At 51.5% G+C, this 25,602-nt stretch carries 12 protein-coding genes and 1 pseudogene; 4 read left to right on the top strand and 9 right to left on the bottom strand.

Going from position 1 to position 25,602, the window contains the following annotated elements:
- Positions 1-322: 322 nt before the first annotated feature.
- The 8 genes from AC6B99_RS27265 to AC6B99_RS27230 all read right to left on the bottom strand — a co-directional run bounded on the left by AC6B99_RS27265 (position 323) and on the right by AC6B99_RS27230 (position 16,212).
- Entirely contained in the window at positions 323-553 is a 231-nt protein-coding gene (locus AC6B99_RS27265) for a hypothetical protein (RefSeq protein WP_056035160.1), read from the bottom strand.
- A gap of 239 nt (positions 554-792) precedes the next feature.
- On the bottom strand, positions 793-6,978 hold the full coding sequence (locus AC6B99_RS27260; RefSeq protein ID WP_496664715.1) for a rhamnogalacturonan lyase family protein: 6,186 nt from the start codon (positions 6,976-6,978) through the stop codon (positions 793-795).
- A 399-nt stretch (positions 6,979-7,377) separates the two neighbouring features.
- Positions 7,378-9,033, bottom strand: a complete 1,656-nt coding sequence (locus tag AC6B99_RS27255; RefSeq protein ID WP_496664744.1) for an MGH1-like glycoside hydrolase domain-containing protein — start codon at positions 9,031-9,033, stop codon at positions 7,378-7,380.
- A gap of 248 nt (positions 9,034-9,281) precedes the next feature.
- Positions 9,282-10,628, bottom strand: coding sequence for an ABC transporter substrate-binding protein (locus AC6B99_RS27250; RefSeq protein WP_496664714.1), 1,347 nt, complete (start codon positions 10,626-10,628; stop codon positions 9,282-9,284).
- A 169-nt stretch (positions 10,629-10,797) separates the two neighbouring features.
- Entirely contained in the window at positions 10,798-11,637 is an 840-nt protein-coding gene (locus AC6B99_RS27245) for a carbohydrate ABC transporter permease (protein ID WP_056035168.1), read from the bottom strand.
- Positions 11,638-11,646: 9 nt separating this feature from the next.
- Entirely contained in the window at positions 11,647-12,561 is a 915-nt protein-coding gene (locus tag AC6B99_RS27240) for a carbohydrate ABC transporter permease (RefSeq protein ID WP_056035172.1), read from the bottom strand.
- Between the two features lie 86 nt (positions 12,562-12,647).
- Positions 12,648-14,417: a response regulator gene (locus AC6B99_RS27235; RefSeq protein ID WP_496664713.1), complete on the bottom strand. Its 1,770-nt coding sequence runs from the start codon at positions 14,415-14,417 to the stop codon at positions 12,648-12,650.
- A complete protein-coding gene (locus AC6B99_RS27230) occupies positions 14,410-16,212 on the bottom strand; it encodes a sensor histidine kinase (RefSeq protein ID WP_056035182.1) in 1,803 nt (600 codons plus the stop codon). Before AC6B99_RS27230 ends, AC6B99_RS27235 begins: the two co-directional genes overlap by 8 nt.
- 492 nt (positions 16,213-16,704) lie before the next feature.
- Here AC6B99_RS27230 and AC6B99_RS27225 point away from each other — a divergent pair, with 492 nt between their 5' ends.
- Positions 16,705-18,162 carry an alpha/beta hydrolase family protein gene (locus AC6B99_RS27225; RefSeq protein ID WP_496664712.1) on the top strand — a complete coding sequence of 486 codons (1,458 nt, stop codon included), beginning with the start codon at positions 16,705-16,707 and terminating at the stop codon, positions 18,160-18,162.
- A 32-nt stretch (positions 18,163-18,194) separates the two neighbouring features.
- The gene (locus AC6B99_RS27220; RefSeq protein ID WP_056035186.1) at positions 18,195-18,587 is read left to right on the top strand and encodes a MerR family transcriptional regulator; all 393 of its coding nucleotides are present in this window, start codon (positions 18,195-18,197) and stop codon (positions 18,585-18,587) included.
- A 112-nt stretch (positions 18,588-18,699) separates the two neighbouring features.
- Here AC6B99_RS27220 and AC6B99_RS27215 read toward each other — a convergent pair whose 3' ends face one another.
- Positions 18,700-23,412, bottom strand: coding sequence for a glycosyl hydrolase (locus tag AC6B99_RS27215; RefSeq protein WP_496664711.1), 4,713 nt, complete (start codon positions 23,410-23,412; stop codon positions 18,700-18,702).
- Positions 23,413-24,137: 725 nt separating this feature from the next.
- On the opposite strand from AC6B99_RS27215, the pseudogene AC6B99_RS27210 reads away from it, so the two are divergent.
- Positions 24,138-24,698 (top strand): annotated as a pseudogene (locus AC6B99_RS27210) (TerD family protein).
- A gap of 32 nt (positions 24,699-24,730) precedes the next feature.
- On the top strand, positions 24,731-25,573 hold the full coding sequence (locus tag AC6B99_RS27205) for an AIM24 family protein (RefSeq protein WP_056035191.1): 843 nt from the start codon (positions 24,731-24,733) through the stop codon (positions 25,571-25,573).
- The last annotated feature ends 29 nt before the right edge of the window (positions 25,574-25,602 follow it).

The following is a 25,602-nucleotide window of genomic DNA, read 5'->3' as shown; positions in this document are numbered from 1 at the left end:
ATAGTATATCATGCTCACAGGTTCTTAAACACACCAAGCAAGCAGGCACGCAAAAATGAATTCGCGTACCAGCGTGAACTATTGTATTTTAATGTTGCAGAGTATTCGATTCGTCCGAGTTTACCCTAAAAACTGATACGGGGAACCGTACCATAAGTAAAGACTAAAACTTTTCTTAGGGGAACTGACCCAACAATACAATTAACCAAAATAACAACACTAAGTGATATATATACTCGTGTTGCTATCGTGTTTCAATACCCAAACTTCTATTACATACATGCTTTTGTTAGATGCTAAAACGATTTAAAATATTCGGATATCACGAATCCCCTTGTCCGAACAAGCTCTCGATCAGCTCCCATGTCTTCGAATGTGAAGATACATTAAAATCCTCCGCCGCCAATAACGTCAGTACGAACAAAAATCCAGCGATAACAAGCAGACTTATTTTCTGCCACCGCTTGTACATCGACATAAATCTCGGATAAATCAGCGAAATCGTAAAAATAATCATGACAACGATGGCTAGTATTTGCAGAGCTATGCGCATGGCGGGTTCTCCTGTCCTATCTTATACCTGATCAATTAAGCTTAAAGCTTAATCATCACATTTCAAAGGGAATAGCGACCTAGACCTTCCTATGAAAAATGAAGCACTCCTGCCGTTTTTAAATCCCGCCATACTTGAAAACCAAACCTCTTGTCCTGGTTATCCAATTGTGTGCCTTATTCAATGCCAACAGCCTGCCTTTGCCGGATTGATCCGACCAAAGCAGGCTGCTGCTCTTCCTATTTGGTTACGTTAACCTCCATTTGGCTGCTTTCCGTGATGCCGCTATCGTTGGATAGCTCGACGCGGTAAGTGTAACTGCCTACAGCGCGGTCCGTTATTGTCGTAGATGCGCTTTGAGCGCTCGGCGTATTTGCCGTCAGCGTCTGCGTATCAATCAGCGTACCATTTTCATACAAACGGTATTCGGTGGCGTTCGTTCCCCACCACATGTTCATCGTCACCTTGTAGCTGCCATCCCCGTCCCAGTTGTCATTGGACAGCACAGGCTGGCCGGGAAAAGCGTCCTTAACCGTTACAGTATGAGGGGTACAGCTCGTCGTACCGAAGGAATTAGTCAGCTCGCAAGTATACGTATAGGTACCGTTTGCTTTTCCGGTAATATCTACGGACGCCGACTGCGCAGACGGCGAGTTGTCCGTTAACACCTTGCTAGCAATGAGCTCCCCATTCTCATACAGCTTATATACCGTACCATTTTGCCCATACCACAGGTTCATGGTGATTTTGTAGCTGCCATCCAGCAGCCCATTGTCATGACCGTTATTGTCGGACAGCACCGGCTTGCCCGGAATATCCGTTGCCTTCTCGGCTCCTGTCACTGTAATGACGACGGTTTGCGTCGTTTGCAGCCCGGCCTCATTGACCGCTGTCGCTGTAAAGGTATGCGTTCCAGCCCGGCCAGCCATGGACAGAACGTCGCCATTTACCACTGGATCGCCGTCAAAAGAAAGCGTCAGGCTCCGAATGCCTGATTCCGGATCTTCCGCCGTTACCGCCACCGTCCAGCTGTCGGCTTCGGTCATCTGCTGCGGCGGCAAGCCTGTAATAACAGGAGGGGTTGTATCCTCTTCCTCCTGCGGCGCACCCACATACTGAATGCGCGGCATTGGCGGCTCCTCCATACCTGCACCTAGATAGAAGCTAGTGTGCGGCGGCTGATTGTAAGCTACATTTTGCCATGCAATGCCAAGGCGATATACAGGATCATGCATCAGTGTTCTAATCCGATGCTCGGTTACATCGGTCGTCGTATAAATACGAAGCTCCGAGCTGTCTGTAGAACGCCACATCACTTCCTCACGCCAGTCGCCGAATAGATCGGCCTGCAAGCTCGGATTGGCCTTCGTCGAGTTGTTCGAGGAAGCGCCAGTCGCTGTGAGCAGATTGACCGTCGTTTCATTGACATAATCCCACTTGTCGATCCGATTGCCATCCTGCAGCTCGCGCAGCAAATCGCCATCCCACCATACGCCAAAGTTAGTCGAGGAAGGGATTTTAGTCGTGATCAGCTCGCCGCGTGCATTGTACAACCCGGTGATGGGAATGTGCTGCTCATTCGTAATCGTTGCTGACCACATTTCTTCACCAATATGGTTGGGATCAATATCTGCTGACAGTCCGCGTCCGGTATCTATGCCGGTGAAGACGCCCCAAAGGATTTCTCCCATAGCCGCATCACGCATCTCCATGCCATACTTGGAATCCGTATGCTCATGCACGCCGAACACTTCCAGTCCCGGACGGGTAGGGTCCAAATCGCCAAAATGCAAAGCATCGCCATGACCAAGCCCTGTGTTGTATAGCGGCTTGCCATCATCGTCAATCGCCATCGCGCCAAACGTAATTTCATCCTTGCCATCGTTGTCTACATCGCCAATCGACAAGTTGTGGTTGCCCTGTCCGGCGTAAGAGCTGTAGCCTTCGGTATTAGAATCAAATTTCCACTGCTGCGTCAGCTTTCCGTCATGGAAATTGTAGGCAGCCAATACCGTTCTTGTATAGTAGCCACGGCTAAAAATAACGCTCGGATGCTCACCGTCCAAATAAGCGACGCCCGCAAGAAACCGGTCGACTCGGTTGCCATATGCATCGCCCCATGCGCCGACATCGCCGCGCGGCGGATCATAGGCAACGGTATCCAGTGCACCGCCAGTCAAACCATTGAATACAGTCAAAAATTCCTGCCCCAGCAGCACGTAGCCGCTGCTATTGCGGTGATCGGCACTCGGATCGCCAATGACGCGGCCCAGGCCGTCAATCGTTCCATCGGCTGTTTTCATCGTTACTTCAGCGCGTCCATCTCCATCAAGATCGTAAACCATGAACTGCGTATAATGGGCACCGGAGCGGATATTTGGCCCCATATTAATGCGCCACAGCCGTGTTCCGTCCATTTTGTAGGCATCCAAGTAGACGATGCCTGTATAGCCTGCCTGCGAATTATCCTTGCTGTTGGATGGTGTCCACATGAGTACAATTTCCAGCTCGCCGTCGCCGTCAAGATCGCCAACGCTCGCATCGCCCGCATTGTACGTGTAAGGCTGGCCATCCTTTGTATAATCGTCGGCTGGCTTTTGCAGCGGAACGGACAAATACGATTGTGTCCACACGCCGAAATCGTCAGTCGCCGGCTTCTCCACGCCGTTCAGAACAGCCGTCACCTGATAAACGGAGCTGTCTGTTCCTTCCGTATCGAGCAGGTTCGTGCTGCCTGTTATCGGCTCCGCATTCACTTTGCTGCCATCGCGGTACACATTAAAGGCTATGGATGATGGATCAAGCCCAAGCATTCTCCAGCCAATGTAGTTGCCTTCAGCCTTCTTCACCGCAACCGGAGCACGGTCCAAATACTCCATATTGCGATACAAAGTTGTTACGGCAGACGTCTCCAAGCTTTGGGACAGCTCGGAAATGCCGCCCGCATTCACAGATGCAACCTTATAATAGTAAGGAATCGTCGTCAGCACCGTTGTGTCCGTATAGGCGGCTTCCGCAGACTTGCCAATTAGCGTGTAATCGCCATCCACCTTGGTTGCCCGGTAAATATAGAACACTTTCGCATTGCTGACCGCATCCCAGCGGAATGTCAGGTCATTTTTATTCGTTTCCACAAGCGTGAGGCCTGTCGGAATGGCTGCTGTTGGCACATTTGGATCAACCATCGACACAGCAAGCGCGTTGGAGGCCACCGACTCAAGCCCCGTATGGTCAACGGCTGTCACCGTATACACATAATCCAGACCGACATCAGCTGTCGTATCGGCAAAGCTAAGCGCTGCCGTCTCGGTCAAAAGCTCTGCACTAGCGGCTACAGCAGCCTGACGGTAGACGCGGTAGGCCGATGCGCCTTCCACAGCGTTCCATGCCAGGGCAGCCGTTACAGGCTCGTTCTCAAGCTCCAGTTCCGTCAGCGCTAGACCTGTCGGTGCCAGCAGCAGCGGCGTAATTTCCAGACCATTCAAATGAGCCGTTTGGCCGCTGAATACGAGATTCATTTGACCATCTTTGACCGCAATCTGATTGAATACCCGCTCGGCAATAGACTCCTTGCCGGACGTAATCGTGCCGTAATCCTTCCCTTCAATATTGACATTGGTACGTGTCGAGCCAATCCAATCGCCCGTATACGTTTTGACCGAATAGGAACCGTTTGGCAAATCGACCTTGAACTCATAGCTTGCATTGAAATAAGCCACAAAATCGCGTCTCAGGTCGTCCGTTCCCGCCCCCCGGTCGCGGTCAATCATGCCTGTGCTGTTCGTCAGCCCATAGCCGAGCTCAGGTGTATACAGCACATTGCGCGTAACTTCGGTGTATCCAGCTGCAACTGGTGCTCCTACCGGACCGAAATCAAAACGGTACTGCGCCGATTTGGTCGTGATCGATACTTCGCTGGATGGAAGCGATTCGCCGCGGCCATTAACAGCCGTTACCCGTACGGTATAAGACTTTCCTTCCAGCATTCCGCCAATGGTCAGGGTTGGCACCGTCGCTGTGCCAATCATGGCGTAAGCCGATTCCGGCTCGGAAGCCAGCTTGCGGTAAATTTTATAAATATCGGTGTTGTCCGAAGCGCTCCACTTCAGCACTGCACCGGCGTTGCTGACACTGCCTGCAACTAGATTAGCTGGTGCATCAGGCACAGCATCAGGCTGTGCAATTTCGCGGACAAAATCCGCCAGCGGCACCGGAAGCTGTTCAATGCCGCCTGCCAGCAGACGAGCGATTTGAATGGCCCCGTATTCCTGGAAATGCGTATTGTCCGCAGAACCATTCGGGAAGGCCCCATAAATGCCTGGCTCCACATGAAGGAATACAGACAAGGAAGCTTGCGGGCCAATGGAGTTGTAGTAGGCGATACTGAGCGCACTCAGGTCAACCAGCTCCACATTCAGCTCGGCAGCTACCTCTTTCATGGCCTGCACATACTCTGGAAAGCTAATATTAAAAATGCCTGTGTCCGCATTGAAATCACGGCGGCCCATCGGCGTTACGAGAATCGGCGTCGCGCCGCGCTGTCTGGCACCATTAACGTAGGTTTTCAAATAGTTTTTGTAATCGGCTGGCGAAGCATAGCGCTCAGGAACACTAATCGTCGCATCATTGTGGCCGAATTGGACAAGGAAATAGTCCCCCGGACGAATCGTCCGCAGCACTTCATCCAGACGGCCCTCTACAATAAAGGATTTGGAGCTGCGGCCGCCAATGGCATGATTTTTGAAAATAACATCATTGCTGAAGAAGCGCGGCAGCATTTGGCCCCAGCCAGCCTGTGGCTCCCAATAGGGATCATAGGTTTGAACGGTAGAATCGCCCGCGAGATATACGGCCTGCCGCTCTCCAGGCTGACGCTCCTGCTGTTTCTTGATGACAAGCGCGTTCAGTTTGGGCGCGGACCCCGTAAATGCAAGATTGAGCTGCCCATCCACAAGCGCCAGCTGAAAGTCCATCTCCAGATATTGGCCAGCTGCTTTGCTAGTCAGCTGTACCTTCTGAATGGTTTCGGCCTTGATCGCGATTTCGGATGCTTCGGTCGCATCACCCGCAATGAGTGAAATCGTATAGTCGCCATTAGGCAGATCGACGTTAAAAACCCCATTATTCGGTGTAACAAAATCCGAGCGCAGCGGATCAGCTGTGCCACGGTTGCCTGAGCCGATATTCGAAATATCAGTAAAGCCGTATTTGAGCGCAGATGTATAGGCGGTCTCGGCTGTTACACGGACATAGCCGTCAGCAAGCTCGCCCGATCCAAAATCGAAGCGAATGGTATCGCCTTCCGGCAGTGTAGTAGGCGGCACATAGACAGCGCTCTCCACAACCGCGGAAGCTTCCGATTCCCCGTGCACGTTAGTAGCTTTCACAGTGTAAAATTGCGCCACAGACGTGTCGACGCCCGTATCCGTATAGGCAGGAACCGTCGTTTGGCCGATTTCTACAAACGGCCCTGCTGCCGCATCGGCACGCAGCACCTTATAGCCTTCCGCTCCCTCGACAACCGTCCAGCCCAGCACAACCGCAGAAGCTTGCACGGCGCTGATGCTGACTTGGCTCGGCGCGGCTGGAGCCGTAAGCGCCGGTATCGTTATCGCAGCGGTAGGGGCGCTTAAGACCGACTCCAGTCCAGCTGTACTGACGGCAGCGACGAAGTAGCTATAGCTGCTCCCTTCTGCAACGGCCGTATCCACATAGGAGGCAGCTGCCGTTTCACCTGCAAGGACAGGAGCGGCAGCGCCCTCCGAGCGATAGAGCTTGTAACGAGCCGCACCGGTAACCGGATTCCACGCGAGCGTCACATCCTGCGGCGTCACGCGTGTCACGGCAAGCCCGCCCGGCGCCTCAGGAGCAGCAGCTACTACCTGCTCAATGACGATGCCGTTCAAATAAGCGTAGCCCGTAGTCGCTGAAATATCGACTGTCAGCTGCCCGTCATTTACCGTGGTCCGGTACGTGCCATGAACGACCGCCTGACGTGTAGAAAGCGTGCCGGCAGCGGCTCCCTCCAAGGCAATATTCGTTTTAGTCGAGCTTGTGCCCGTCAGCAAATCGCCCGAATATACGGTTACATCATATTCGCCATTAGGCAAATCTGCATAAAAGGAAAACGAGGCTCCGAGGACAAAATCATTCGTCAGCTCATCTCCGCCGGAGCGGTTCCGGGATGCCAACGCGGCGCTCAGCCCGTAACCAGCCTCAGCCGTATACAGCTGCGATTCGCTTACGCCGATAAAGCCTTCCTTGACAGGACTTGAGGCTGTGCCAAAGTCGAATTTCTTCACAAGCTGTTCTACTGTGCTTGCGTAGGCCGTCTGCGATCCAAGCGGCAGCCCCTGCAAAATAGTGGTCCATAAAACCGCTGCGGCAAGCAGCAGAAACATTAGCCTTTTTTTACTTCTTAACATATAAAAAAATTCCCCCCATTTTCTCAATTGAAATGTTCATTCATTGCAACAAGGTTCGACTTGCGGGTAAACTGCGTATCCGTTTTTTAGCCTCAATATTAAGTAAGCGTTTACAAAATACCGCATCCTGCTGTACGATCCTAAGCTGTCTGTTCGTTATGAGGCCATCATCCCTCCCTGCTTCTATGTTTAATGGCTTTGGCAATTATTTGAATACGCTTTCAAATAGATACTAACGTTGTTTTTTGTGAAATAATAGCAAAAAAACCGTCTTTTTTGATTAAAAATCCGGTTTTCACAGCAAAGCTGCCGCCGAAGCAGCAGCCTCTGAGTATGTTGGAGCTTTTTATTAATGCCTATGCTGCTAATTGAGGACCAATTAGATTCTGCTGCCTTCCTTCAGCTATAGGCCGGATAAACAATGCCAATATCCAGCTCTTTTTCTAAATGCCCCTCTGTATAATGAAGCTGTTCATTCCCCTTAATCTCCAAAGCGAGCTCCGCTCCATCGTAGTGGACAACTCCATTAATCGTCCTAACGCTCATGCCGATCAAGCGGCTCAGCCTGCCTGCTCGATCCGTAACGGCGCGAATGCCGAACGGGAAACGCATATGCTCCTTCCCATCTAAATAAATGACAGACTCCTCCCGAGTATTGAGCAGCTCAAACGTCGAGCCATCCACGGTTCTGCTGTAGGCTGTGCTTCCGCCTGCCGGCTCATCTCCATGATCCATCGCATAAGGCAGCAGCCCCGTAAACCACAGCGTTCCATCTGGCGCAGGCAATATACCACATAATCGCTCTACATAATCCAGCACGCTCAGTATCGCTGGCGAATACGTTTCCGTATAGCCCTCCACCCCCGTCCATGGGCTAAGCGCTTGTGAAAACCGCGTCATATTGGCCATTGCCGACACAAGCGGATACATAACCCAGGTCAGCTCTACATAACGCTGATGCTTCTCGAACGCATGGGCAGCGCGAATAATGCTAAGAAAGTTAGTCGGCCCGCCCCAGCTGTTATAGCTGGAAAACGGATCAAAACGCGGATCATCCATCGCCATCGACGTAAACGGAAATTTAGCAAAAAACTTGCTCGTATTGAGCAGATAGCGCCTTAGCATCGTATCAAAAAAACGGCGGTCGCCCACCTCGCAGGCCATAACCCGCAGCAGCACGTCCGACTGCACCTTTACCAGCTCATTTTGGCGGTCGCGATCATAGAAGAAATGATCCGCTTCGTCAAAGCAATATTCGAACAGGCTTGCAAGCGAGGCCTCCGCCTTCCGCTTCCATTGCTCGGAGGGCAGCCCCAACTCCTCCGCTATTAACGCCAAATACTGCCGCTGGCAATATACATTAGCTGTTAGGTCTGGAGCCAAAAATGGCAAAATCGGAGAATCCGGCTGACAATGTGCCGCATCCCCCAAATGCGGCGTATCCGGCACATGCCAGAAGCGGGGCGACAAATCATGGCCCGTATCGAATGTACTGAACGCTTCTACACAGCCCGTCCCTCTCGTATCGCGGTGAGCCGCCAGCCAGTCGTCATAACGAGACATAGCGTCATACATCGTTTGTAAAAAAGCCTTGTCCCGCCCATGCAGCGCATAATGGTTCCAAACGCTGCGGGCGAGCGGCGTCACCAGCTGAATTTGCCGGTAAGACGGTCCATTCTCCGTTATTTTGTACGGAAATAGGCCATCCTCCCGCTGAAACGCGGCAAAGGAGAGATACGTTGTCTCCGATACAGATGGAATAAACCGGGACAACAGCTCTGCGTTTATCGTCCCTGTACTTTCCAGCCAGCAGCCTAAGTAGACGCCGCCCTCATGCAAAATCGGCTCCGGATTGCCGCCCGTCGGCACGATGCAATCCAGCAAGCGGCGCATGGCCTCCTTATGTACGCCTTCCAGCCGCCCTTCGGCTGCAGCAAATTTTACTCCGCCAGCTTCCCACTCGCTTATTAACGATTGATCGGAGGCTTTGCTCCCCTGCCCCCATATATGCTTTGCAGACTTGCTCCTAAGCCGTTCCAGCAGTTTTTCTTCCATTAATTTCGCCCCGCTTTCTACTAAAATGAACGATTTCAATTGGCACCTGCTAGGTTAAAATACGCGAGCACACTCGCATGCCGACCTTAGCCCCTTCTCCGCCCTTATCGGCTCTGACAACAGCAGGCTGCCTGACGGCAGCCCGAATGAACCTATTTATATTCCAATTAGCAGGTTAGCGTGGCCTTCGCATTTGCATTTCTCTTTGCTTTCGCCTTTGCCTTTTCTCCGCCTATAAGCTTCATTGCCTATTGATTTTTCGCAAAAATTTGCAGCGTGCCGTTGTAAAAATCGGCAACTGCCTGCTCTACCTTTTTACGGCCAAAACCGATTTCCTGAACCGTCGTCTCCGCCAGCTTGGAAAACTCCGCGAAGCCCGGAGGATTGTAGCTGACTGCGAAAGGCTCCGTTTTTGTCGCTTCCGAAACGCGGCTCGTATAATCATAAACGATACGGTCCGCGTCGCTCGCTTCGGCCTGCAGCGCCTCCCGATTTTTGGACGTAACCGGAACGCCGCGGTCATTGCCGAGCACCTTGGCTGCCTCTGGATCATTAATGAAGAAGTTGATCAGCATCGCCACTTCCTTCGGATGCTCTGTTTTTGCATAGCCCGACAGCCCTTGGCTCGACTCGAATACGACACCCGTTCCCTTCGCCCCCCTAGGCAGCTGCACCATCGTGAGCTTATCCTCCGTCAGCCCTTGATACGCTGCAAACTGGTTGGATGGTATAAGGCTCATCGCCACCTTGCCCGTGATGATTAACGATTTGCTAGGATCGCTCGGCGGATTCGATACGGCAAGCTCCGGCGTCACGACGCCGCCTCCCGCCGTTGTCGCTTCCCAGTATTTAAACCAGCTCAGCGCCTGCTCTTCTGTAAAGCCTGGCTTGCCTTCTGCCATGTTGTAAAGCTGGGCGCCATTTTGCTTAAGCGCAATATCCATGCCATCTACCGTAAAATTATAGGTGCCATATACGCCGTCGCCCAGCTTTTCAGACAGCTCCTTGCTAATGGCGGCGTAGTCGTCCCAGCTCCAGCCATCCTGAGGCACCGCAATGCCCGCTTTCTCGAACAGCTTCGTATTAATCAGGATGCCTCTTGCATTCGCGCCAGCAGATATATGCAGCAGCTTGCCGCCCAGCGTACCATACTCCACCATCGATTCATCCATATCCGTCAAATCGAGCTCTTTGCCTACATACGGGTCAAGCTCCAGCAAAACCCCTTTATTGGCATAATCGACAACGTTGCCGCCGAGGAAAAAAACATCCGCCGGCGTACCCGATGCGAGCTGGGTATTCAGCTTGTCAAAATAACCGGATGAAGGCGCGAACTCGCCCTGTACCTTGATGTTTGGATTTTTTTTCTGGAATAGTTCCAGCACCTGATTTGTACGGTCAGCCCGCCCTTGGTCTCCCCACCACATGATGCGCAGCTCTACCTGCTCCTGGCCTGTACTGCCGCTGCCAGCGCTTGCACCATTGCCCTCTCCATTATTGCCAGATGCTGCTCCTCCTGCTCCCGTACCTCCCGAGCATGCCGTTACAATTACCATTAATGCTGCCAGCATTGAAAATAGAATACGCCGCTTCATGCCAATCTCCCCCATTTTCGTTAATTTTGTTTGAGTAAAACGCTTACAACGCCATCTTACTTTAAACCTTAGCCTCAGCGCCTTTCATTATTTCGGCAGTTCATTTGCAATTTTTTCGGATCGCGTTATTGCCATATCGCTGACTCGCCGATTGCTAGCCATGAGGCCGCTATTTCAAGCCTGTCGTTGCAATCCCCTCCAGAAAATAACGCTGGAACGTCAGGAAAACCGCCGTAATGGGAAGCAGCGACAGCGCAGACATTGCGAGCAGCGCACCCCAATCCGAGGAGCCCGATGGGTCGAACAGCGCCCGAATGCCCAGCTGCACCGTGAACAGCCGAATATCGCTCAAATAAATCATTTGGCTGAAAAAATCATCCCATGTCCATATAAACGTAAAGATGGCCGTCGTAATCAGCGCCGGGACCAGCAGCGGAAGAATGATGCGGAAATAAATTTGTTTTTGGCTGCATCCGTCAATCGTTGCGCTTTCGTCAAGCTCGCGTGGAATGCCCCGGATAAACTGGACCATGAGCAAAATAAAAAACGAATCCGTCGCCAGCCATTTTGGCAGCACCAGCGGGTAATACGTATTAATCCAGTGCAGCTCGTTGAAAATGACGTATTGCGGTACCAGCGTAACATGATAGGGCAGCATAATCGTAACCAGCATCAGCGAAAACCATAGCTTGCTGAACTTAAAGGTTAATCTAGCAAAAGCAAAAGCAGCAAGCGAGCAGGTTATGGCATTTCCAAGCACGCTCGTGAGCGATATCGCAAAAGAGTTGGCGAAAAAACGGCTGAAGCTGATGCCTTGGAAGCCGCGCCAGCCATTCACGTAATTTTCCAGCGTAAACGAGCTTGGCCAGATGCCCGGATCGGAAAAGATCAGCTGGTTCGGCTTGAAGGAGCTGCTGATCAGCCATAGAACGGGGTAGATCATCAGCAGGCCCATGACGATGATCGGCACATGCCTCAGTACTTGCCCATATTTCATGCGGTTTGTCATCCTTTGCCCTTACCTCCCGTCCTTGTTGTCTCCATAAAACACCCAGTATTTCGAGGTCACGAATATAATCGCCGTCAACGCTCCAATAATGAGCAGCATAATCCAGGCGAGCGCCGAGGCGTAGCCCATATCGAAGAAGGAGAAGCCCTTCAAATACAAATACAGCGTATAAAACATCGTCGCATCAAGCGGGCCGCCGCGGCCGTCACCGATGACGAAAGCCGGTGTAAACGCCTGAAACGAATGAATGACGCTCATAATGAGGTTGAAAAAGATAACCGGCGTCAAAATCGGCAGCGTAATGCTGACGAACTGATTCCACTTCCTCGCCCCGTCCACCTGGGAAGCTTCGTAAAGATCGGCGGGAATTTGCTTTAGCCCCGCTAGAAAAATGACCATCGCCGAGCCGAACTGCCACACCGACAGCGTAACAATCGTATATACAATATAATCTGGATGGGCAATCCAGGATGGGCCTTTAATGCCGAGCCAAGCGAGCGCCTTGTTTACAGCACCAGTACCGTCAAATATTTGCCGCCATACGATAGCAATGGCAACGCTGCCGCCAAGCAAGGACGGGATATAATATATCGTCCGGTAAATGCCCAGTGCCCGTATGCCCTTATTGAGCGCCACTGCTACAAGCAGTGCAAAAGCCAGCCTGAGCGGCACGGAAATGAATACATACTTGAAGGTTAGCCATAAAGAGCCCATAAACGTGCTGTCATTCGTAAAAATTTGTACGTAGTTATCCATCCCAATCCATGATGGCGGAGACAGCAAATTGTACTTGGTCATGGACAGGTACAGCGAGCCAAGCATCGGTCCAGCCGTCATGCAGAAAAAGCCAATCAGCCACGGCAGCAGAAACAAATAAGCGGTTTGGTTCTGCTCGCGGGCCAGTGTTTTGCGGGAAACGCCCATGGCAAAAATCCCTCCTAATGATTGATGTACGCAAGCAAGCTGCACTCGTACACCAATCATACGCAGGAATAGGATTCGGCAACATATCATTTCTTCGGGAGTTCGTTATCACTTTTTTCAGATAGGCGCTGGCGAAATTCGGACGGTGTCAGGCCATACATTCTTTTAAACTTGGAGCTGAAATAGCTCGCATTGGAAAAGCCGGACAGCTCGGAAATATCCCATAGGCTGAGCCCCGTTTCCTCCAGCAGCCGGGTTGCATGCGCCATGCGGACTTCGGTCAAATAGTGAATAAACGTTTTTCCCGCTTTCGCTTTAAACAGCTCCGAGAAGTAGGACGAATTATAATTGAATCGTTCAGCAAGCATCGTCAAATTCAAGTCATACATGTAGTTTTCTGCGATATATTGCCTGGAAGCCTCCAGAACCGTATCAACAGCGCCCTCTTCCGCCCCTTGCAGCTTGTCATGAATAGACGAGGCAAGCTTCATCAAAAATTGGCAGGCTTTCTCCGCTGTGCTTAGGTTGAGCGCCATTTCCGGACGCAGCCAAAGCTGCTCGCCGCCCGTTAACGGCACATGCGCTTCATGCGCCTGCGCCTCCAAGACGAGGTTAAACTGAAAAATCGCCTTCACGAACCGGATGCGCGATACGCTAAGCGCCTCCTTCAGCTCGCGCTCTATCATTTTGACGAGCTGCTCCATTTCTCCCCGTTCCAGCAGCCGCCGGATCAAACCGACCGTCTCCTTCGGAAGCAGAAACGGCTCCTCCGCTGCCCGTTCGCCTTGGCGAGCTTGCGCCTCCGCCAAATTCCAGGCGACGAGCGAGGACATGCAGCCCTCCTTCCACTGCTTAAAGCCTTTAACAGCATTTCCTATGCCGATGGAGGGCACGAATCCGAGATGCCCGTACACCATATCGCGCAGCTTCTGCTCAAATTCAGCTGGCTTCTCCTCTCCATCCAGCAAAGCAATATGCATTAAGCCGTGATAATGCTCGTCTCGAACGACTTGCACCGAGCCGGTGGAACCCTCCGCTAGCTCACGGCATATCAGCTCGAACGGCAGGCTGAACTGCTCCGGCCTGCGGTTCGTCTGCCAAGCCGTCTGGTTTGCTTGTTCCGTCTGGCGTGTCCGGTCTGTCCGGTCTGTCCGGTCTGTTTGTTCTGCTTGTTCCGACTGACTCCTCTGTCCAGCCTGGTCTGTTTGTTCTGACTGACTCTTGTGTCCAGCCTGCCCCGCCTGAATCAGCTGATTCGGCTGATTCAACTGCTGCCCACGCTGCTCTAATCCTGCTGTTATAAATCTGACCGTCCGCTCTCCCCATTCCTCCAGCTGAAACAGCTTTGCCCGCTCCAATAGCGCTTCCTCACGCCCTGCTTCGCCCCGGATGAGATAGCGCAGAAAATGCTCCTTCATTTCCCGATAATACTGGGTCAGACGCCATTTCATATCCTCTGACTGCCGATGGCTCTCCTGCTCCCTATCGAGCTCCCCTCTGACCTTCAGCAGCGCCTCCGTCAGCTCATCCCGCGCAACCGGCTTGAGCAAATAATGGCGTGCCTGATGGCGGACAGCCGCATGCGCATAACTAAAATCCTCATAGCCTGTAAGGATGATCAGCCGGATTTCAGGATACAGCCTGCGGCAATCGTCCAAAAAAGACAATCCGTCCATCACGGGCATATTCATATCTGTCATAACAACATCGAAAGCATCGCGCTCCAGCTGCTCCAGCGCCTCCATGCCATTCGCCGCCTCGCCCGCAATACATAGGCCCAGTTCCTCCCAATCTACCTTGAGCCGCAGCCCCAGCCGGATTTCCGGTTCATCGTCCACAATCAGCACCTTATACATGCTTACCCTCCTCCTGTATAGGCAGCGCCAGTACGATTAGCGCACCGCCCCAGCCGCTATCTTTAATCTGGATCTCAAACAGCTCGCCGTAATACAGCCTGCACCTTGCAATGACGTTGCTGAGGCCAATTTGACTATCTCGGCTATTCAACAGCATGTCCATTCGAGCAGCGGCCGAGCGTTCCGCAAGCTGGCGCTTCATGTCGTCAGGAATGCCCTGGCCATTGTCCGCAATGCTCAGAACGATGCGCCCCTCACTCCTGCTGACCACAATTTCCACCCAGGCTTCCGGCTGATGCTGAAAGCTGTATTTGACGGCATTTTCGATTAGCGGCTGCAAAATAAACTTAATAATCGTCAGATGCGCAAGCTCGCCTTCTTCCTTCAACGTCAAGCTCAGCCGTTCGCCAAAGCGGATTTGCAAAATCTCCACGTAATCCTTCACGTATTTCAGTTCTTCGCGCAGCGGCACCACATCGTCGCTCATTCGCAGCGAGAATCGCATCATTTTGCCGAGCGACTCGATGACCTGCACCGTATCGTCGGTGCGCTTCTGCATGGCGAGGCTGCTCATCAGCTCCAGCGTATTGAACAAAAAATGCGGATTGATCTGCATCAGCAGCGCCTTGTATTCCGCTTGCTGGCGCAGCAGCTTCAGCTCAAATTCGTTTTTGATATGCTGCCGGAGCTGGCGCACCATATTGCGGAAGGTTACCGTCGCAAAACCTACTTCGTTGCGAATGCTGATTTCTGGCGGAAGACGCAGCTCCGCCTGATTGAAATCGCCCCGCTGAACATGGCGCATAGCGGATATGAGGCGGGATAGCGGATTGGAGATGCTCTGCGACAGCCATATGGCTAGAAAGACGGATAATACGAGCAATATGGAGGCGAATAAAATAATGCTGCTGCGCAATTGGAACAGCTTTGCATACAAGTCTTGTTCCGATACGAAGCCGACAAGTATCCATCCCGTTCTTTGCAGCTTTTTAAATACGACAATATCGGTTTTCCCTTTATCCGAATCCATATAAATAACGCCTTGTTTGCGCATATCTCCGCGGATTTTCTCCATAGCAGCCTGCATGTCGGCCTGTGCCCCGGCTTCAGGCGGGGAAAGCAGCAGCTGGCCGCCTTGATCCAGCAAATAAATGGTACCGCTTTCACCAAGGTGAATCCGATTGAGCGGCTGCTGAAAATAGTCGCTGCTCACATTGATTTTCATCACCGTTCGGGCACGGCTTGGCTCAAACGTTCCGATTGGCATGAGCATGCTGACAACCGGATGCGTGTTATTGTATCGTGCCTCGACCGGGTCAATATGGCTGGCCACCCAGTGGGTTCCCGATGCTTTAAAATCGCTGTACCACTGCTGCTCAAGCAGACCCGGATCGGACACGACCTGATTGTCGCTGCTGATCCACGTGCCATCGGCGCGGTAAAAGGTCACCCTCGATACGCTCGTATAGCTGTTCATCGCCTGCGTGAGAAAGCTGCTGAGCTTAATATTCGCCAGCATTTTCTCGCCCGCCACAAGCTTCGGGTCTGTCATGGCCCCGTCCCAGTTTTTCGTCGTATCGCTATTGAACACGAGCGAGGCCAGATCGTAGATCTGCATCTGGACCATATCGACGTAAGCGCCGTACTCCTCCATTTTCTCCAGTGCCGAGGATTCGATATAAGAGCGGATAATAGAGCGTGATTCATTAAATAATATATAAGACATAGCGCCAAAAGAAAGGACGAACAGCAAAATAAAAACAGCAATTAGTCGGCTTTTTAATGAGTAAAACACAGCTAGTCCCCTTTTCTGTCAAACATCGTGCTTGATTTGCCAATATAGTAGCACAATGCTTGCTAGGTTCGTTCTTTTTTCTCTAAATGGTGAGGACAGGGGTTCCGCTATTCTGGATTTTGAACCGATTTCGGGTCGTAAGCGGACAGGAAATTCGTTATCAACCGCATGATCCCGTCAAAATGGCCATTTGCAGCATATTAACGGCTCCTGTGTCCGCGGCCTGTGCCTTAACCCATCATTCTGATAAAATAGCTGCTACTGTGTCCGCCAAGACTAGCTCTGTGCTGGAAGTAAACTCTCAAAACGAAAAGGACAACTCTGCCTCTCGGTATGTAGGTTCACATTCATAAGGGGAGACTTTTTCGGCAGAAGAGGGCATTCAAAAATAATACCTTGACCTTGAGGTATACTTCAATCTTTATACTCTGTTTATACAAGATTTCCGGCCTGCTGGACGGAGAATACAGAAATAAATGGAGGTACTGTATAATGAAAATATTAGAGGTCATTGTCATTCTGGTTATTTTAGCGGCAGCGGGAGGCTTGTTATTCGCAAGAAAATCGAAGCGGCTCGATGCCGGGATGCTTGGAGCGGTTGTACTGGCTGTGCTCTTGCATGGAGTAATCGATCATTTCCGCATCCAGATGGTTGCTGCTTACGCTGTAGCTTTCGTTTTGATTATGGCCTTAGTCCGCCGGCTGCTGAAGCCCTATGACAATTCTATCCGTTCCAAAGCTATTATTAAAAAAAGTCTGCTCTCCCTTATCGTCATCGCACTTAGCGGATTTTCTGGATATGCGAGCACGCTGCTGCCGATTTTCACAATGCCTGAACCTAACGGCAGCTATGGCATTGGCACCATCGCACGGCAACTGACGGATGAGTCCCGCGCTGAAACGCACAGTGACGACCCGAATGACAAGCGCGAGCTGATGATCAATATATGGTATCCGGTAGATAAAAATAATACCGAAGGCGCATCGACTGAGCATTACCCTTCGGAAATTGGGGAAGCGGTCAGCCTCGTATTCGGCATACCGAAGCAAATTTTCAGCCATGTGGTTAACATTCCGACGCATGTCGTAGAAGGGGCCGAGCTATCCTCTGCTGAAGCGAGCTATCCGGTTGTCCTGTTTTCTCCTGGCATTCGCTCGACCCGCTTCCAGAGCATGACGGCAATTGAGGAACTCGTAAGCAATGGCTATATCGTCGTAGGCATGGATCATCCTTATACATCAGCGAAGGTTGATTTTCCGGATGGCCGTTCGATTTTATACGAAGCTGAGCCCGAATTTCCAACTTCAGCAGAGCTTTACGACAACAATATCAAAGAAGTCGCTATCCGTGTAACTGATACGAGTTTTGTGCTCGACACGTTGACGGCATGGAATCAGGATGACCCTGATCATAAGCTGGAGGGCAAGCTGGATCTAAACCGCGTTGGCATTTTCGGCCACTCCTATGGCGGGGCGACAACTGCGGAGACGCTGGCACAGGACAGCCGTTTTAAGGCGGGGGTTAGTTTAGAAGGCGGATTTTGGGGCGATGTAGCCCATAATGGCTTGAAGCAGCCGTTCATGTATTTGATGACAGGCGACACAGCCAAAAGCCTTGATCCAGCGACGAAGGAGAAATCCTATGTCTATTTCGATGAGTTCGCTTCCGATTTGGATTCGGTCATGACGAAAAGCACCAATGACACTTATTATATGACCGTTGAACCCTTTATCCATCAGAGCTTTACCGATATCGCGCTGCTGTCGCCTAAGCTGTTCGCCAAGGGAGTTGACCCCGATCACGTCGTAGACATTACCCGTTCTTATATCACGGCCTTTTTCAATCAATATTTGAAAAATGAATCGCAGCCGCTGCTGGCTGGGCCATCGCCGGACTATCCTGAGGTTGTGTTCGACAATAACTATACGAAAAAAGCTGCTGCCCAATAAACACACGGACAACAGCAAGAAGGGGAATGCTCATGGAAGGAATGACACGCGGCGAGCTTGCCAAAAAAACGGGTCTCAGCATGGCAACGATTCGCTACTACGAGGAAAGCGGCATCCTTCCGGCCCCCCGCCGAAGCCAAGGTGGATACCGTTTGTACTCGGACGATTATTTGGTCAAAATCAAATTCATTAAGGACACCAAGTCGCTCGGCTACTCCCTTAAGGAGATTCAGGAAGTGCTGCATCTGCTAGGCCGTGATATGGACGCTGAAGCCTTAAAAGAGTATGTGCGCAGCAAAATAGTCGAGATTGATGACAAGGTGGAGTCGCTGCGCTCCATTCAATCGATGCTCAAGGGCTTGCTGAAGACACCCGAAGCTGACATTCACAATTATTTGGATTCGTTTCGCACTCCAGAGGGCTAGCATGCATTTAAAAATAGTCGAGTCCCACATATGCAGAGATACGGCATATCAATAGAGAAGGGAGGCCCTTATGCGGGGCCTCCCTTCTTTGCTATTACATTCGATTATTCATTTATTGCACCTTAATCTCATCCAAATAAATCGTTGCTGCACCTGTCGAGGCACTTGGTGCAAACACTTGAATGCCTAGCGCCTGAACATTGCTTTTATCCGCGACGCCTGACAAATCGTAGCTTACCGTCACGAATCCATCGCCGCTATAGGAAACCGTTTCATTCGGCGCGAACCAGCTCCAGCCGCTGCCCGTTTGCAGAAACAACTTCACGGATACAGCGCCCGAAAGCGCTGCATTCCCATCCGCTGCCACTTTAAACTTGGCGGACAGCGTACTTGCTGTACCCAAGTTCAGCACACCGACCCGTCTAAGCTGGAAATTGCCGCCGTTCAAATCAAAAGCCGCCTTCAGCGAGCTGTTTCCTGATGATGCTGCATCAGTCGACACTGCTATATCACGGGCATTTGCCGTATTGTAGGCATTATCCGCATCGGTATTAATGGCCCAACCCTCTGCTCCGCTTTCAAAATCGTAAGTGGGACCAGCAGTTCCCGGCCCCCCGCTTCCTTCCACATACACATCATCTACATAGACAGCTGCTGTGCCCGTCTGCCCCGCTGTCGGCTCGATCTTCACGCCGATTGCCTGCACGCTTTCTAGTCCCGTTACACCGGTGAGCGGAAGCGTCAGCGTCTTAAATCCGCTGGAATCGACGATAACGCCCATTCCGCTATCATGCCACTCCCATGTGCTCCCTGTCTTAATATATAGGCGGGCATTAGCAGTTCCTTGCGACAGCTTCACCTTGACGCTGAGTGATGTAGAGGCGGACAGGTCCGCTGCAGCAACCTTCGTCAGCTCAAAGCCCGCCGGGCTTGCTAGCGAGAAGGTAGACGTCAGCGAATGGTCGCCCTCTGTCTTCTCATCCGCTGTAGTCGCGGCATCTGTGGCCTGCGCCTCATTCGAGCTTACCGTCCAGCCAGCCGTATCCGTTTCGAATCCATAAAGCGTGCCTGGCTCCGCTGGCGAGCTTCCCGAACCGGAGCCGCCATTTGGCACGCCGCCTGTTCCATCATTTATCGCTTCAATATCATCGAAATAAAGCGTGCTATTAAGGGTTGCTCCATTAGTGGCATTCACGTAAATGGAAAACTCCTGTACATTTTTCAAGCTGACCTTGTTGATCTTTTTGCCCGTATTTCCTGTATCCCAAGGAGCAACGGTAAACGCATTAAAGTGAAGGCTGACCCATTGCCCGGTTGTACCTGCAAGCGATGGATATGCTTCGTAGGAAACGCCATCCACACGCAGCTGAATCACGAGCTTCTGGTTGCTGCCGTCCGGCACCATCCAAAATTTCAAATGGTTGAACGTGGACCAGTCTACTCCACCCAGCACTTTCGTAATGCCCGCATAGCCGGAAGTGCCCAGCGTATAGTCCAGTTTCATCCCATAGTTGCCCGAGCTTTTATGCACGCCGTCCAGCGCTACAGCTGTCGCATCGCCGCCCGCATGGATGAACTTCGCTGCCAGAGCGGCATCGCTGCCTTGATACGTCTCGAAGTTGTCCACTACAGCCGGGTCCTTCTCCGCTTCAGCAAACGTGCTGTACAAGCTTAGATTATCGACGCAGATTGAAAAATCGCCTTCTAATCCGCTGCCCACCAAGGAAAGGACAAGCCCCGTCGCCGCTGCTGATTTTGCCGCATCATTCAAATCAATAACTGGCGAAAATTTCGCATATACCGTGCTGCCTACGGTCACCTGCGGAAGCTCGGACAGCTTGATTTTGGTCGTCGTCATCCCATATTTCGTATCCCAATCCGGCGGCAGCATCGCCATGCTGCTAATCGTCGCCTCCGCATCTCCCGCATTCAGCGGAATAAAAGCGTCCAGCTTGATGCGCTTCACATCGGCCAGTGCATTTCCGCTGTCCAGCACTGGAAGCGCAAGCTTGAATTCCTGCCACGTATCCGCTGCTGCTGCATGCTGGGCATCCAGCTTCAATACGCCGTTGCCGTCCAAAACATCATGCCCCACGGTCAGCGCCATCGTTTCCGGATAAGTGCCCGGATCGCCATTTTTAACGACGCCTTCTGTATCTTGGTCAAAGGTGTACGTTTTCATCAAAATCTCGCTTGCCTGTACCGATACCGTCGCAGATTGCGTTAGCGCAACCTGATTGCCAACATATGCTTTGACGTTCAGCACCGCTGTTTTGCCATTTAAGCCCGCTGCCGGAGACCAATTCGCCGTATAGAAAAATCCGTCGCTATCAAGCGTCATCGGATATTCTGTATCCGAACCCTGTACCGTATAGACGACCTTCGTTGGGGTAATTTCCAGCGCCCGTGCGCGAATCGTGACGGAGCTGCCGACAATGCTGTTATCCGTAGGCGTTGCAATATGCATGAACGGCTGCTCTGGCGCTGTCACGACCGTATGGCCATATACGCCCTGCACCTCATTGCGGAAAGTCGTAAACGAATCATTATAGAAGTTAATAAAATCAGGCAACAGCTCATGATCGCCGAGCCCGTTTGGCGCATTTTTATAAGGCACATACAAATTGTTGCCAAGGCCAAAGTTCGCCCATGTCTGCATATAGGCAATGCGTGAAGCGTCCTCATCGGACTTGATTGCACTCAGCAAATCGGTAAACCAGGTCGTATTATTGTTCCCGGTCGTCTTCATCCCCTCCGGGCTGTAGCCGAATTCGGAAAACGTCGCAATTTTCCCCTTGCTGTCCGCCAGCCTTGAGATCATGCCCAGATCCGTAACCAGTCCGTTCAAAAATCCCTGCGAACCCGCATTCTCCTTGTTATCGTATTGGTCCATCCCCAATATATCGACATAATCGTCGCCCGGGTACGTCGTCAAATAAGTGCTTTCTGCGCCGCCGAACGAGCCATTTGGCGAGAAAACATACAGGAAGTTGCGCACGTCCTTCTTATCGCGCAGGTATTCAACCGTATAGCGGAAAATCTCCTTGTATTCGCTTGTGGTCGTCGTTTTCGCGCCCCACCAGAACCAGCCGCCGTTTTGCTCATGGAAAGGACGGAACAGAATTGGAATGAGCTTGCCATCATCATCCTTCACATTATTTGCGAAATTCGCAATGGTGTCTAAAAAAGCATTAAACTCCGCATGCTTGTCGCCGCCCGGCAAAATATGAGCAACTACATTGCCTGACGTATCATTAAAGCTGCCGCCGGTCACAAAGTTCGGAAAATGGGTGCTGAGCGTCACAATGCCGCCGAGATCGTGGGCATTCTTGACCGATGCAGTGAGATTGATCCGGCTTTGCTCCACATTGTTCGGCACACCCGGCTTCTCTTTGCCTTCCAGGCTTAGCGTATCCCAGCCGAACACGGCAGGGTAATCGCCAACCGAATTTTTCACCTCGGATTGCGAGCCGTCTGCCCCGGTCAATGTCACACCTTCGTCCGTTGCATGCTGATGGCCGAATAAAATTTCATGACCGCGCACGCCGTTCAAATAGGCGAACAGTGATTTGGTCTCAGCCGTTGCATGCTGATCGACAAAGTTCACCGTCGGCTCCGTATTTCCGCCGTTTCCGCCGCCGTTGTTGCTGCCACCACTGCTGCCCGAGGATGCTCCTGTTCCTGGCATCGTGCCGGTGCCAACTGGCGTCAGCGTGCCATTTTTCAACGTATAGCTGCCTTTGGCTATTGGCTGGCCATTAATAGTGACGGAATCGGCCTGCACCGTCAGCCTCCCGATCGTTGTACCTGGGCCGGTGATCAGCTCCGTAGGCTGATTCAGCACTATGCTGTCTGCCTCCGCGTTGTCTCCCAGCTCCAGAATAGCCTTGCTGTTAGCCACGATGCTATTGATTTTGGTGTCTCCGTCTGCCTCGACATGCACCTTGCCATCCTTGCGGTTAATTTCTACGCCTGCCAGCGTTGAATCGTGAAAGATAACGGTATGCTCGCCGCCACCTGCAATAAACGTCGTTCCTTTCACGCTGGCATGATCGACTACTGCTTCGCCGTCCCCAATGCCTGCGGTCAAATAAAGGTTGCCGGCAATTTGGGCATCTTTGAGCGTAATGCCAGCATGATTAATGATCGCATGGCCCGAAATCGTTTGCGCCGCTGTATAATCCCCTGCCTTGGCATACAGCTCGGCCACCAGTTTGTCCACCAAGGTTATGACCTCTGCACGAGAGATTTTTCCTGCGGGCTGGAAATCGCCATTTTCGTAGCCGCTGACGACACCTTGCAGCGCGTTGATCGCCTTTTTCGCATAGCTGGAAATTTGGCCGCTATCCTTGAAGGACCCCGCGTACGCTGCATTGTCCGCTGCTTTCAGCTCGAAAATACGCGCCAGCAGCGTTACCGCATCCTGCCTCGTTATCGGCTGCTCCGCTCTTGCCTCGTTACCCGGGAACCCCTCATAAAAGCCCGCAGCCCGCGCTTTGCTAAGATCGCCCGCATACCATGCTGTCTCCGGCACATCGCTAAAGGCTGAAGCAGACAAAGCCGATAAACCGAACAGCCGATTAATGACCGTGACAAATTCCGCCCGGGTCATGCTGCCATTCGGATGGAAGGTCCCGTCCGAGTAACCGCTTACAATTCCCTGCGCACTCCATTTCTCTATAGCAGCTTTCGCCCAATGTCCCTGTATATCGGGAGCAAACGCGTTAGTTGCCGCCCCTGATTGAGCGAAAGCAGCAGAAGAGAACATCGAAACAACGATAGCTGGGGCCATGATGGCCGCGATCCATTTGCGTTTTTTATTCATGCGAACCTCCTATTTTTTAAAGTGTTTTGAAAGCGCTTCACATCATTATAGAGGAACCACTTGAAAAAAATAGGAGATTCAAATTGTTTTTATAGTTCTCTTTTGTCTTCTATTTTGTTATGTTTCTTTAATTTAAGGTGAAACGGCTGTCGCCGTCCTTTGGCGGCACAGCACGTTTCATTCCGAGAAATATAGAGAAAGGATCGGGAAATCCTATACTTTCCTATATTTTTAAAAATGCAACCAAGCTTTCGCTTCGCCGTATCTAATCAGACATCCCTGCTGCAGCAGGAACTGTAACACCATTAACCATTAACAACTACAATCACAATCTGCTATACTACAAATAGTTTCATATTCTTACACAGAATCGACAAATTCCACCATTCTGGCCTGTTAAGAGCTTTAAGGTGAATAACTGTCGAGGCAGATGGTTCTTTTATTTCATATTTGAGGAGGCAATACAAATGGGTATTGGATCGAATTCAAACGGCGGCAACAATTTTGGTGGACAAGGCGGCATTCAGGGCGGTATCCAAGGCGGTATCCAGCAGGGTGGCATTCAACAGGGCGGTATTCAGCAAGGCGGCATCCAACAAGGCGGCATTCAACAGGGCGGCATCCAAGGCGGTACTCAGCAAGGCGGATTCCCGAATGCGGGCAACGCTAACTCCTTTGGTGCAGCACCTGCTCCTCAAGGTGGCGGCTTCGGAGGCGGACTTGTATTGTCCAAGGGACAGAAGCTCGATTTGACGAAAAACAACCCCGGACTCGACCATTTAAAGGTTGGACTCGGTTGGGATACGAATCGCTTGCAAGGCCAAAATTATGACCTCGATGTTGAAATTTTCCTGCTGAACCAAGCGGAGAAGCTTCCTTCCAACGGCCATATCATTTTTTATAATAACTTGAACAGCCCAGACGGAGCGATTCGCTATAACGGCGACAACCGGACTGGACAAGGTAGCGGCGACGATGAGTCGGCAGAAATCCAACTGTCCCGCGTGTCTCCTGACATTCAGAAAATCGTATTTACCGTGACGATTGACGACGCTGTTCGCAAAAATCAAAACTTTGGCCAAATCGGCAACGCCTACATTCGGATCGTCAACTAGGCGAACGGCGCTGAAATTTGCCGCTTCGACCTGTCCGAGGACTATTCCACTTCCATTTCCTTGCTCGCGGGAGAAGTATACCGCCACAACAACGAGTGGAAGTTCAATGCGGTAGGTACAGGCCTTACGCTTGATCTCACTGGCATTTGCGCACATTATGGCGCTATGTAATTCACTACACATCTAACTGGAGGTCAACTCATATGCCATTTCAATTTCAAGTGGAACGCGAGCTGTTTCTGAAAGCTGAAGGCCAAGGCAAGTTTTTCGCTAAAAAAGGCTCCATGGTCGCTGATCAGGCTTACAACGGCAAATTTAAATATTCCAAGCGCTTGCTTGGCACAAACTCCGGCAACATTGTTGGACAAGTATTGAACCACGGTATGCGCCGCATTACAGGCGAAAACCTTGAAATTATGGAAGTCGAAGGCCAAGGCTCCGTCTATCTTGCTGACCAGAACACGCATGTGACCATCATTAATTTGGAGCAGGGCGGCCCTTGGCAGCACGTCAGTGTTGAAAGTGAAGACCTGCTGGCGTTTACAGAAACTTGCCACTACGGCGTTACGATCATCGGCTCCGGTGTCATTTCCCAACGCGGACTTTTCACCTCCAAGCTCTCCTATAACGGACAAGGCGCTCAAGTCGCAGTGAAAACGAACGGCAACCCGCTCGTTCTGCAAGCTCCATGCCGCGTCGATCCCGATGCGATTGTTGCCTGGACAGGCCCTTCACCTAAAGTGAAGCTTGATGTGAACTGGAAAACCCTTATCGGACAAACCTCTGGCGAATCGTATATGTATGAGTTCAATGAGCCTGGGCAAATCGTTATCATTCAGCCTTTCGAGCGCCAAAGCGGCGTGAAATTCGGCATTGATGACAACCGTTACCAGCCGCAAGAGCAAAGCAGCGCCTTCCAAAACACTTTTGGCGGCAACGGCGGCAATGCTGGTAACGCTGGCAACGTTGGCAATAACGGCGGTGCTCCAAGCAATAACAATAACGAAGGCGGGCTCGGCGGCATTATTGGCCGAATTTTGCGTTAAGCCATTTATTATACGTAAATCCGATAAGA

Source organism: Paenibacillus liaoningensis, from assembly GCF_059609455.1.
The sequence above is the reverse complement of the archived record's forward strand: the minus strand, read 5'-3'. Positions and strand labels throughout refer to the sequence as shown.